We start from the raw sequence: 12,418 nt of genomic DNA on the forward strand, positions 1-12,418 counted from the left end.
GATCTCGATGAACCGCCCGCCCCTTGGCAAAAGCCGCAGCGACGCGTCGACGAACTCGCCGGCCAGGCAGTCCAGGATCACGTCGACCCCCTGACCGTCGGTGGCGGCCAGGAACTGCTCCTCGAACTCCAGCGTCCGCGACGAGGCGATGTGATCGTCGGCCAACCCCATCTCCCGCAACGCATCCCACTTGCCAGGGCTGGCCGTGCCGAACACCTCGGCACCCCAGTACCGCGCCATCTGCACCGCGGCGATGCCGACGCCACCGGCGGCCGCGTGCACCAGCACCCGGTCGCCCGCGCCGACCCCGGCCAACTCCTTGAGCCCGTAGTAGGCCGTCACATAGGTCACCGCGACCGCGGCGGCCTGCTCGTACGTCCAGTTCCGCGGCATCCGCCGCAGCAGGCGGTGATCGGCGATGGTGACCAGACCGAACGACTCCGGCACGAACCCGAACACCCGGTCGCCAGGCGCAAGACCGGTCACGCCCGGCCCGACCTCCAGCACGACGCCGGCGGCCTCGCCGCGCTGCACCTCGGGTCCCTCGATCACGCCCAGCGCAATCAGCGGGTCGCGGAAGTTCAGCCCGGCGGCGTGGATCCGCAGCCGAACCTGGCCCTCGGCCAACGGTTCGAGCGTGTGCGGGGCGGCGACCAGCTCGAGGCGGTCCAGCGTGCCCTTGTGCCGGCCGTCCAGCCGCCACGCCGGCGCCCCCGCCGGCGGAAGCAGCTCGGAGTCCGAGCCGGCGCGGGCCAGCCGGGGCACGAACGCCTCCCCCGCGCGCAGGGCGAGCTGGGGTTCGCCGGCCTGCACCGCCGCGGGAACGGCGGCGAGCGTGTCGGCGTGGTCGTCGATGTCCAGCAGCACGAACCGGTCCGGGTGCTCGGCCTGCGCGGAGCGCAGCAGTCCCCAGACCGGGGCATGCGCCAGGTTCGGCTCCTCGTGCTGCGGCCCGGTCGCTACCGCCCGCCGGGTGACCACGGCCAGCCGGCAGGTCTGCAGCCGGTCCTCGGCGAGCCAGGACTGCAGCAGGCCGAGCACTTCGTTCGACACGGCGCGGGCCGCGCCCGCGGGCGTCGAGCTGTCCCACGCCGCCGGCACCGGGTACACCACCAGGTCCGGCGCCGAACCGGAGTCCACAAGAGCCGTCAGGTCCGAATAGGACTCCGCGGCCACGTCAAGGCCGCCCGGCCCGAGCACCACCCACCCGCTGCGAGCCGTGGCCGCCGGTAGCGCCACGGCCACCCAGTCCACTCCGAACAGCCACCGCGCGGCCTCGCCCGGCGTGGCCGCCTCGGCCAGCTCACCGGAGATCGGTCTGGCCACCAGCGAGTCGATCGAGATCACCGGCGCGCCACTGGTGTCGGCCACCTGCACCGACACCGAGTCCTCGCCGGTGGGCACCAGCCGCACCCGCACCGCGCCGGCGCCGGTGGCGTACAGCGACACACCGGACCAGGCGAACGGCAGCCGGGCCCGCGGTTCGTCCACATCGGACAGCAGGAGCCCGTGCAGCGCGGCGTCCAGCAGCGCCGGGTGGATCCCGAACCGGGCGGCATCGGCAGTGGCCGCATCGGGCAGCGCGACCTCGGCGAAGATCTCGTCGCCGCGCCGCCACGCCTGCCGCAGTCCCTGGAACACCGGTCCGTAGCCCAATCCGATCGCGGCCAGGTCGTCGTACACGCCGTCCACGGGCACCGGCATCGCGCCGGCGGGCGGCCACTCGCGCAGCGCCATGGCCGGCACCGGTGCTCCGCTGGCGAGCACACCGGTGGCGTGCCGGGTCCAGGCCTCGTCCGCGTCGGCGCTCTCCTTGCGGGAGAACAACGTCAGCGAGCGGCGACCATCCTCGTCGACGGCGCCGACGACGACCTGGACCCGGACCCCGCCCCGCGCGGGCACGACCAGCGGCACGTACAGGTTCAGCTCCTCCACCCGGTCGCAGCCGACCTGGTCACCGGCCCGCACGGCGAGCTCGACCATGGCCGTGCCCGGCACCAGCACCGCGCCGTTGACGGCATGGTCGGCCAGCCACGGGTGCGACTGCAGCGAAAGGCGCCCGGTGAACAGGTAGCCGTCGGTGTCCGGCAGCTCGATCGCCGCGCCGAGCAACGGATGCGCCGCGGCGACCTGGCCGAGACCGGTGGCGTCGACCGAGCCCGCACCCGCCGCCAGCCAGTAGTGCCGGCGCTGGAAGGCATACGTCGGCAGGATCACCCGGCCGGCGCCGGAGCCGGCGAACACCGAGTCCCACCCGACCGGTACGCCGCGCACGTGCAGCGCGGCCACCGCGGCGGTCAGCGTCCCCGGCTCGTCGCGATCCTTGCGCAGCACCGGAACGAACTCCACCTCCGCGCCGTCGGAGACGCACTCGGCGCCCATGCCGCAGAGCACCCCGTCGGGGCCGACCTCGACGAAGGTGGACACGCCTTCGGCCCGCAGCACGGTGATCGCGTCGGCGAACCGGACCGTCTCACGCACGTGCCGCACCCAGTAGCCGGGTTCGCGAAGCTCCTCGGCCCGCGCGAGCTTTCCGGTCAGGTTGGACACCACGGGAATCGCCGGCTCGTGGTACTCGACGCGCTCGATAGCCTCGGCGAACCCGGCGAGCATGGCGTCCATCCGCGGGGAGTGGAACGCGTGCGACACCCGCAGCCGCTTGACCTTGCGGCCCCGGTCCCGCCAGATCGTCTCCAGCTCGGTGACCGCGTCCTCGTCTCCGGACAGCACCACAGAAGCCGGCCCGTTCACCGCGGCCACGCTCACCCGGCTCTGCAGCCCGGCCAGCGTCTCGGCCACCTCGTCCTCGGTCGCGGCCACCGCGAGCATCGCGCCACCGGCCGGAAGGGCCTGCATCAACCGGCCGCGTGCGGCGACCACCGCGCAGGCGTCCGGCAGGGACCAGACACCGGCCACGTGTGCCGCGCTCAGCTCGCCGATCGAATGGCCGGCAACGAAGTCCGGCTTGACGCCCAAGGACTCGAGCAACCGGAACAACGCCACCTCGATGGCGAACAGCGCCGGTTGGGCGTACCCGGTCTGGTCGAGCGGTCCGGTCTCGGCCCACATCACGTCGCGCACCGGTTGCTCGAGCAGCGGGTCGAGGTGGGCGCACACCGCGTCAAGGGCCTCGGCGAACACCGGGAACTCCCGGTAGAGCTGCCTTCCCATGCCAAGGCGCTGGGATCCCTGGCCGGTGAACAGGATCGCCACCTTCCCGGGGACGACCTGCCCGCGCACCACATCGGCCGCCGGCCCGCCGGTGGCGACCGCGTCCAGCCCCGCGAGGAAGCCCGCGCGGTCGGCCGCGGTGAGCACCGCCCGGTGCTCGAGGTGCGCCCGGGTGGTCGCCAGGGAGAAGCCGACGTCCACGGTGGAAAGCTCGGGGCGGGCGGCGACGAACTCGCGTAACCGTGCCGCCTGTGCGGAAAGCGCGTCCTGCGTCCTGGCGGAGATCACCCAGGGGGCGAGGCCACCGGCGGGCGCGTCGGACGCACCGGCCGGCTCCGCCGGGAACTCCTCGATGATCACGTGGGCATTGGTGCCGCTGATGCCGAACGACGACACCGCGGCCCGCCGCGGCCGGCCGGGGTCCGGCCACTCCCTGGCCTCGGTCAGCAGCTCGACCGTGCCGGCGGTCCAGTCGACCTGCGGGGTCGGCTCCTCGATGTGCAACGTCCTGGGCAGCACGCCGTGCCGCATGGCCTGCACCATCTTGATCACGCCGGCCACCCCGGCCGCCGCCTGCGAGTGACCGATGTTGGACTTCACCGAGCCCAGCCACAGCGGCTGCTCGGCCGGGCGGTTCTGCCCGTAGGTGGCCAGCAGTGCCTGCGCCTCGATCGGATCGCCGAGCGGGGTCCCGGTGCCGTGCGCCTCGACGGCGTCGACGTCCTGAGTGGACAGTCCGGCACCGGCAAGGGCAGCCCTGATCACCCGCTGCTGGGAAGGCCCGTTCGGCGCGGTGAGGCCGTTGGACGCGCCGTCCTGGTTCACCGCGGATCCCCGTACCACGGCAAGGATCCGGCGGCCGTTGCGCTGCGCGTCCGACAGCCGCTCCACGACCAGCATGCCGACGCCCTCGGACCACGCGGCGCCGTCCGCCGTGGCGGCGAACGACTTGCACCGGCCGTCCCGCGCCATCGCCCGCTGCCGGGAGAACTCCACGAACACGTCCGGCGTGGCCATCACCGTCACGCCACCGGCAAGCGCCAGCGTGCACTCGCCGCGCCGCAGCGCCTGCACCGCGAGGTGCAACGCCACCAGCGACGACGAGCACGCCGTGTCGACGCTGAGCGCAGGGCCCTCCAGCCCGAGGGCGTAGGCCACCCGGCCGGACACCACGCTGAGCGCCTTGCCGATGCCCAGCAGGCCCTCCAGCTCCTCCGGTGTGGCCGCGAGACCGCTGGCGTAGTACTCGTCCATCACGCCGGCGAACACCCCGGTCCGGCTGCCCCGCAACGAGATCGGATCGATCCCGGCGTGCTCGAGGGCCTCCCAGCTCACCTCCAGCGTCACCCGCTGCTGCGGGTCCATCGCCAGCGCCTCGCGCGGCGAGATCCCGAAGAACCCGGCGTCGAACTCCGCGGCATCGGCAATGAAGCCGCCCTGCCGCGCATACGACTTCCCGAACCGCTCCGGGTCCGGGTCGAACAAATTCTCGAGATCCCAGCCGCGATCCTCGGGAAAATCGGAGATCGCGTCCACACCATCGACGACCAAACGCCACAAATCCTCCGGCGATCCCACACCGCCCGGCAACCGGCAGCCCATTCCCACGATCGCGATCGGCTCGCTCGACTCGGCCTCCAACCGCTGATTCGCCTGCCACAGCCGCTCGTTCTCCTTGAGCGACTCTCTCAACGCGGCAACGAGCTCCTCGGAGGAAGTGACCATGGTGTTCTCCGCTCTGGCATCAGCCGAAAGTCCGGCGCGGCACTGGCAATGCTACTGACAACGGTCGCCGGACCGGCCCACCGACGAGTAACCGCCCGTCCATTTCCGCACATTTCTAGAGCGGGATATTGCCGTGCCGGCCGCGCAGCGGGGCAGGCGTCACCGACTCCGCGGCGAATGCGGCGATGAGGCATTTTCGGGTGTCGGCGGGTTGGATCACCGCGTCGACCACGCCGAGCTCAAGGCCGCGGTCCAGACCACCGGCGGTCCGCCGCTGCTCCTCGACGAGCCGGGCGAGCAGCGCCGCGCGCTCGTCCGGCTCGGCCGCGGCGAGCCGCTTGCGATGGAGAATGCGGACGGCCGATTCGGCGCCCATCACCGCCACCTCGGCCTCCGGCCAGGCATACACCGCGGTGGCGCCAAGCGAGCGGGAGTTCATCGCGATGTAGGCGCCACCGTAGGACTTCCTGGTGACCAGGGTGACCCGGGGCACGCTCGCCTCGGCGAAGGCGTACAGCAGCTTGGCGCCGCGCCGCACGACCCCGCCCCACTCCTGGCCGACCCCCGGCAGGTAACCCGGCACGTCCACCAGGACGAGCACCGGTATGCCGAGCCCGTCGCACATCCGCACGAAGCGGGCCGCCTTCTCGCCGGCCAGCGAGTCCATGCAGCCGCCCTTGCGCAGCGGGTTGCTGGCCACCACCCCGATCGTCCCGCCGCCAAGCCGTCCCAAGCCGACGACCACATTGGACGCCCAGTTCGGCTGCAGCTCGACGAAGCCGTCGCCGGCCGGTCCGGCGTCCAGGATCTGGCGAACGAGCGGGCGCACGTCGTACGCCCGTCGCGGCGATTCTGGCAGCAGGGCCCGCAGATCCCGCGGCGCGCCGGCCTTGGCCGGGTCGAACCGTCCCGGCCGGGCCAGCAGCTCGACCAGCCGGCGGGCCGTGGCGAACGCGTCGTCCTCCGACTCGGCCGCGATGTGGGCCACGCCCGACTTGCGGCCGTGCGCCTCGGGCCCGCCGAGGCCCACCATGTCGATCTCCTCGCCGGTGACGCTGCGCACGACATCGGGTCCGGTGATGAAGATGCGCGCGTCCGGCGCCATGATCACGATGTCGGTGAGCGCGGGGCCGTACGCCGCGCCGCCCGCGGCCGGCCCGAGCACCACGGAGATCTGCGGCACCAGGCCGGAGGCCCGCACCATCGCCGCGAAGATCAGGCCGATGCCGTGCATCGACTCGACGCCGTCGGCGAGCTTGGCGCCGGCCGAGTGCCAGAGCCCGACCACCGGGCAACCGTCGCCGGCGGCCAGATCGATGGCGTCGGCGATGCGAACGCACTCCGCCAGACCGAGCGAGCCACCCTTGCGCGTCGCGTCGGTGCAGAACGCGACCACCTTCTCGGCGTCGATCCAGCCCCGCACCGCGGTGATCGCGACATCGTCGCGCTCGTGCAGCTCGGTCAGCGACTCCGGGTCGAGCAACCGGGAAAGACGGTTCAACGGCAGGCGGGGATCAGTGTCCACTGTGTCTCATTTCTCAGCTGACGGCGCGCTCCTCGTTGCGCCAGAACCGCGCCCGCAGCTCGCGCCGGAGGATCTTGCCGCTGGGGTTGCGCGGCACCGCGTCGATGAACTCGTAGCGCAGCGGCGCCTTGAACGCGGCGATCCGGCCCTGCAGGAACGCGGCCAGATCCCTGGCCCTGACCTGCTTGCCGGCGGCCGGCACCACGAACGCGTGCACCGCCTCGCCCCAGCGCTCGTCGGGCACGCCCACCACCGCGGCGTCGGCCACGTCGGGGTGCTTGGTGATCACGTTCTCGATCTCGGCGGGGTACACGTTCTCCCCGGCGACGATGATCATGTCCTTGATCCGGTCGCGGATGAACAGGTAGCCGTCCTCGTCCACGTAGCCGGCGTCGCCGGTGTGCACCCAGCCGTCGATCAGCGTCTTCGCTGTGGCTTCGGGAAGGTTCCAGTACTCCACCATGGCGGCCGGCGTGCGCAGGCAGACCTCACCCATCTCCCCGGCGCCGAGCCGCTCGCCGTCGGCGTCGACGATTTTCAGCTCGAAGCCGGGATAGGGCCGGCCGGCCGCCCGCAACCGCGGCGAGCCGGGGAAATGCTGATCGGGCGGCAGGCACACCGCCGTGTTGCCGGTCTCGGTCAACCCGTAGATCTGGGCGAACTCGCAGCCGAAGCCCTCGATGCAGTTCGCCAGCAGCGCCTCGGAGATCGGCGCCCCGCCGTAGACGATCTTGCGAAGCGTGGCGAAGTCGGCGCTGCTCACGCCGGGCTCGGCCAGCACCAGCCGCAGCATCGCCGGCACCAGGCACGCCGTGGTGACGCCGAGGCTGCGGATCAGCTCGACCGCGCCGGACGGGGTGAACTCGCGGATCACCACGTTGGTCACGCCGGCGGCGAAGGCCTGCAACGCCCACCACAGGCCGCCGATGTGGAAGCCGGGCAGACCGACCAGGCTGCGATCGCCGTCCCGCCAGTCGATCCAGTCGAGGTCCGCGCCCGCCAGCGCGTTGCGCACCGCGAAGAAGCTGCGGTGCGCCAGCACCACGCCCTTGGGCAGGCCGGTGGTGCCGCTGGTGTACATCTGCACGATCGGATCGTCCGGCCGGACCCGGGTGAGCAGGTCGACGTCCGGCTGCCCGGAAACCCACTCGACGAAGCCGGCGCCCGGCTCGCCCGGCCGGTCCAGCGACACGACCGTGAGGTCGGGCAGGTCCGCGGCGACCTTCTCGGCCACCGCCGCGGTCGTCGAGTCGACGAACAGCAGCGCGCTGCCGGAGTCGCGCAAAATGTGCTCGACCTCGCCGGCGGTCAGCCGCCAGTTGATCGGCACGAGCACCGTGCCGCTCTTCGCCGCGCCGAACAGCAGCTCGTAGTAGTGCTCGGATTCCTTGCCCAGATAGGCCAGCCGGTCGCCGGGGCGCAGGCCGGCGGCGCGGATGCCGTGCGCGGCCTGCTTGCTCACCCGGTTCAGCGCGGCATAGTCGACCCGGCGTCCCTCGCACAGGATGGCCGCATGATCGGCCCTGGCGGCGGCCTGCACGCGAACGATGTCGGCCAGGGTGCGCAGCGGAGCGGGCATCAGGCGGTGTCCTTTCGCTCGGGAGAGTCGGCCGATGTCGTGGGTCGCTTCGGGTGCCGGGTCACCGGACCGCTCCTCGGGCAGGCCTCGTTCCTCGGCCAAGCCTGCGTCTCCTCGTTCCTCGGAGCCGCAGGAGTATCGATGGCTCGCTCCGCAAGCTCCGCTCGCACCTCGTCGCGGTGGGCCGACTCCCTCGCGCGGCATTCCGCAAGCTTCATGCCGCCTCCTTCATCGACGTCAGTCCCGGCGGGTTGAGCATCGCCATCAGGACCTCGCCCTCGGCGCTGCCGTCCCGCGGGTCCCAGAACCGGATCGAGGTCTCGGCGAGCAGCACGGGTCGGCGCACGTTGCTCTCAGACGTGGTGTTGATGGTGAGCTCACCGGTGAACGACGAGGAGTCGATCGGCGACCGGAACAGGCTGCGGAACCGCGCGATCAGGATGTCCGGCAGCTGCCTTTCCCAGAAGTCGTCCAGGGTCCAGGCGGCCAGCGCCGGCACCGCCCGCTCCTTGATTGATTTCGCCAGCAGGTAGTAGAAGAGCTGGTTGTAGCAGATATTGAACTCGACCGCGTTGAAATGCCCGGTGTCGTCGATGTAGCACGAGGTGGGAATGACGAACTGACCCTGCCCGACCGGCAGTCCATTCCGCACCGACACGGTCGCGGACTTCAGATAGCGGCTGTGCGGCTTGTATGGTCGCAGAATATCTGCCAGCAGTTGCGGATCGTCGGGAAACTGCGCCGGCTTCACCATGCCGTTGATCGTAATGCGCCGCCCGTAACCGGCCGGTAACCGCGCGGTGCGCGGGCTAGACGGTAAGCAGGTCGAGCACCATCTCGGAGGTGAGTTGCCGATCGTTGAGCACGGGGTCGGCGGACAGCAACGCGTTGTGCAGGGCCTGCAGCCGGGTGGACGGCCCGATACCGAGCTCGCGCTTGATTCGGCCGCGGAAGCTGCGGAACACGTCAAGCGCGGCGGACATCCGACCGGCCCTGTGCAACGCGATCATGAGCATCGCCTGGGCGGACTCGTGCAGCGGATGCTCGATGGTGAGCGAGGCCAGCTCACTGATCATCTCGTGGTGCCGGCCGAGGCACAGGTCCGCCTCAATGCGCATCGTCTGCGCATAGAATCGGCGCTCCTCCAGCCGGACGATCTGCGCCAGGGTCTGGGTCCAGTGGCCGCCGTGAATGATGGAGCCGCGCCACAGGGCAAGCGACCGGCCGAGGCTGTGCGCGGCGACCTCGTAGTTCCCGGTGCGCAACGCGGCGCTGCCGGCGCTGACCAGCCGTTCGAACTCGGTGATGTCCAGCTGCTCCGGGTCCACCCGCAGGGTGTATCCGCCGGAGTAGGTGAGCAGCATTTTCTGGTTCACGTGCGTGGCGCTGAGCCCCAGCGCGTCGCGGAACAGGCTGCGCAGCTTGACGATATAGGTCTGCAATGTCGCGTGCGCGGACGGTGGCGGCTCGTCGCCCCAGATCTCCCGCACCAGCTCCGCCGACCCGACCGTCCTATTTGCATTCAACAACAGGCTCACCAGCAGGGCCCGCAGCTTGGGCGCGCTCGGCGCGATATCCACCCCTCGGTGTGTGATGGCCAGCGGCCCGAGCAGCTTGAAACGCGGCTCGGCCATGACTTTTGTGCCAGCCGGCTGCTGATGCAGAAGGGTGAGCATACTCAAACGGTAGCGACGGGGGCGACGCGCCCGATAGTGAGCATGTCACAATTGCGGGGTGAACAACCACCTGGGCATCCATGACCCGGGCACTTGCCGATGTGCGGGGGCACGCTGCACGGTTTACTTGAGCGATTGTGACCCGATCCGCTGAGGATCGCCGCTCGGCGTCATCGTGTTCATTGTGGCCTTGCCAGGCACCCGGTACGGGGAGATCACACACTGTGGTTGGACATCGCGACCGACCGGTGATCCGGGTGCTGATCGCCGACGACGAGGACCTCATCCGCGCCGCGCTCGCGGCGCTGCTCGGGCTCGAAGCCGACCTGGAGGTGGTGGCCCAGGCCGGCGACGGCCGCTCCGCGGTGGACGTCGCGCTGGCCCGGCATCCCGACGTCGCGGTGGTCGACCTGGAGATGCCCGAGCTGGACGGCCTCGCCGTGACCGCCGAGCTGGCCAGGGCGCTGCCGTCGTGCGCCGTGGTGATCCTGACCGGGCACGGCCGGCCAGGCCACCTGCAACGCGCGCTCAACGCCGGCGCCAAGGGCTTCCTGCCCAAGGGCGCGCCCGGCCGGATGCTGGCCGACGTGATCCGCCGGGTGCACGCCGGCGGCCGGTACGTCGACCCGGCGCTGGCCGCCGACGCCCTCGCCGCGCCGGAATGCCCGCTGACCCCGCGCGAGCTGGAAGTCTTACGCCTGGCCGAGTTCGACACCCCGATCGCGGTCATCGCCCGCCGCACCAACCTGTCCCACGGCACCGTCCGCAACTACCTCGCCGCGGCCGTCAACAAGCTCGGCGTCAGCAGCCGAGCCGAGGCGTTCCGCACCGCCCACGAGCACGGCTGGCTCTGACCCTCACGGTCCAGCCAGAAGCTCACCACCGGGTCAAGAAAGGTCGACGCCGACGGCGCCGGCGACGACGTCCCCCGCGGCGGCAGCTCCGGAATGTCCCGCGGCCGCATCCCCAGCAGTGCCACATCGGGCAGCGTCGGGCGCCCTTCGGCAACCCGCCGCCGGTTCAGCGTGGCCACAATGGCGGCGAGCACATCTCTCACCCGTGGCGCCCGGTCGCCGGCCGACGCGACGACGTCACACGGCTCCCCGCTCCGGCATGCGGCCACGAGCCGGCCGAACAGCTCGCCGGCCACCCAGTCGACCGGCACGACATCGAGCCTCCCGCTCGGGCTGGCCGGAATCGCTGGCATCCTGCCGGTGTTCAACAACCGCGGCAGCCGGTAGAACTCGGTGAAGCGGGAGATCGCGCCGGTCCGGCTGTGGCCCACCAGCAGGCCGCAGGAGAAGGTGGACAGCTCAAGGCCGGCACAGTCCGGGCGCACCAACCGCTCGGCCGTGGACACGGAGATCAGGTGGGTGTGCCGGGACGTCATCCTGGCCAGCCGCACGACGTTCGCGATGGTCGGCCCGGCGGCCGCGTGCACGACCACGGTCCTTTCGGTTGCCCGCAGCGCGCTCGCGAGCAGCGCGACGCTCGCGTCGTCGGCCAGGTCGCACACCACCGCCCGCATTGCCCGGCACAGCCGGGGATCCATGGTACGCAAGAAACTCTCGCGGGAGCGCCGGCTGGAGAACGTCGCGACCAGCTCGACGTCGCCGAGGTGGTCGACCGGATCGCCGAGCCGGTCGGCCAGTTCCGAGCCGAGCGGGCCGCTCAGCCCGGTGATCAGCACCCGTTCCGCGATCACGCAACCCTCCTGCACGCTCGTGACGAGATGTGCTTGCTGGGATGAGAAATTAACGGTCGCTGGGGAAGTGGGCTGTAATTGCTCAGCAATCGCGGGGTCGGTTTTCGTTGTTGGGTGGTGGTTTCTTGCTTTCGGCCGTTCCCGGCTGCGTCGGAACGCCGGGGTGGTCCCGTTGTGCGTGCTGGGCACGGCGTTCCGCCGCACGACTGTGGACAGGGGGCCGGTACACAGTCGCGGGGCAGCCCTGTCCACAGCCGTGCACCGGAGTCGGTTTCCTCGGCTAGTGGGGCCGGTCGCTTAGCCATGACTGGGCAGGTGTGGGTGCGCCGTGGGCGGGGCTGGTGGCGAGGGTGGGTCGCGCGCCTGTGGACAGGTGCCCCGTCCACCTTCGCGGGGCCCGCCCTGCCCACAGGCACGCTCACCTTGAAAAGACCATTTCAAAATTTCTTATGAAGAAAAGAAACTAGAACGGTGGAGGATCCGGATCCGACTCGCTCGGTACGGTGACTGGCTCGGGCTCCACCATGTGCGTGAACCCCAAGGGGCTGGTCCACTCCAGCCGGTCCCGGCCGAGTGTGCGCACCTGCCAGGCACCGTCGTGTTTGGCGCGGTGGTGCCGCCGGCACAGGCACTGGCAGTTCTGGTCACAGGTGGCGCCGGTTGGCCAGGGGATGCGGTGGTCGACGTCGCACTGGCGGGCGCGGCGGGTGCAGCCGGGATAGCGGCAGGTGCGGTCGCGCACCTGCACAAAAGTCTTCAACGACTCCGGTGGTGTGTAGCTCGGCGCGGTGAGATCGACCACGGCGCCGGTGTGGGGGTCGGTGCGCAGCCACCGCCACGACGTGGCCTCGGCCGCCAACTCCCGAGCCGCCTGGGCGGTGACCGGCAGACCATCCACCTCCGCCGGGCCCGCCGCGGCGGTGCCCGGACCCGGCATGGTCAGGTGCACCTCCACCACCCGATTGCTGGTGTCGGTGCCGAACACCAAATCCACGGCAACGTCGGCCTCAAGCTGGGCGAATGTGCGGGGTTCGTTG

At 71.2% G+C, this 12,418-nt stretch carries 6 protein-coding genes and 2 pseudogenes; 1 reads left to right on the top strand and 7 read right to left on the bottom strand.

Annotation, left to right across the window (positions count from 1 at the left end):
• From VGX25_RS09215 to VGX25_RS09235, 5 genes and pseudogenes are all read right to left on the bottom strand, one after another.
• Positions 1–4,887: pseudogene (locus tag VGX25_RS09215) on the bottom strand (beta-ketoacyl synthase N-terminal-like domain-containing protein); the annotation flags it as partial.
• A 124-nt stretch (positions 4,888–5,011) separates the two neighbouring features.
• A complete protein-coding gene (locus VGX25_RS09220) occupies positions 5,012–6,421 on the bottom strand; it encodes an acyl-CoA carboxylase subunit beta (protein ID WP_326917213.1) in 1,410 nt (469 codons plus the stop codon).
• 13 nt (positions 6,422–6,434) lie between these two features.
• Entirely contained in the window at positions 6,435–8,000 is a 1,566-nt protein-coding gene (locus tag VGX25_RS09225) for a fatty acid--CoA ligase (protein WP_326917214.1), read from the bottom strand.
• 214 nt (positions 8,001–8,214) lie between these two features.
• Positions 8,215–8,754, bottom strand: a complete 540-nt coding sequence (locus VGX25_RS09230; protein WP_326917215.1) for an FcoT family thioesterase — start codon at positions 8,752–8,754, stop codon at positions 8,215–8,217.
• A 55-nt stretch (positions 8,755–8,809) separates the two neighbouring features.
• Positions 8,810–9,676 (bottom strand): AfsR/SARP family transcriptional regulator, encoded by an 867-nt coding sequence (locus VGX25_RS09235; RefSeq protein WP_326917216.1) that lies wholly within the window; start codon positions 9,674–9,676, stop codon positions 8,810–8,812.
• Between the two features lie 248 nt (positions 9,677–9,924).
• On the opposite strand from VGX25_RS09235, the gene VGX25_RS09240 reads away from it, so the two are divergent.
• The gene (locus VGX25_RS09240; RefSeq protein WP_326917219.1) at positions 9,925–10,530 is read left to right on the top strand and encodes a response regulator transcription factor; all 606 of its coding nucleotides are present in this window, start codon (positions 9,925–9,927) and stop codon (positions 10,528–10,530) included.
• On the opposite strand, the gene VGX25_RS09245 is transcribed toward VGX25_RS09240, so the two are convergent.
• Together VGX25_RS09245 and VGX25_RS09250 are read right to left on the bottom strand one after the other, a co-directional pair.
• A complete protein-coding gene (locus VGX25_RS09245) occupies positions 10,446–11,381 on the bottom strand; it encodes an SDR family oxidoreductase (protein ID WP_326917217.1) in 936 nt (311 codons plus the stop codon). The two genes, VGX25_RS09240 and VGX25_RS09245, sit on opposite strands and share 85 nt — an antisense overlap.
• Before the next feature lie 463 nt (positions 11,382–11,844).
• Positions 11,845–12,418 (bottom strand): annotated as a pseudogene (locus VGX25_RS09250) (HNH endonuclease signature motif containing protein); the annotation flags it as partial.

Origin of the sequence: Actinophytocola sp., from assembly GCF_035942955.1 — a bacterium.
Taxonomy (GTDB): Bacteria; Actinomycetota; Actinomycetes; order Mycobacteriales; family Pseudonocardiaceae; genus DASYTH01.

Bases quoted from the DNA above. Each gene is read 5' to 3' on its own strand.
- VGX25_RS09225 (WP_326917214.1), bottom strand. From the start codon at position 8,000: ATGCCCGCTCCGCTGCGCACCCTGGCCGACATCGTTCGCGTGCAGGCC.
- VGX25_RS09230 (WP_326917215.1), bottom strand. From the start codon at position 8,754: ATGGTGAAGCCGGCGCAGTTTCCCGACGATCCGCAACTGCTGGCAGAT.
- VGX25_RS09235 (WP_326917216.1), bottom strand. From the start codon at position 9,676: ATGCTCACCCTTCTGCATCAGCAGCCGGCTGGCACAAAAGTCATGGCC.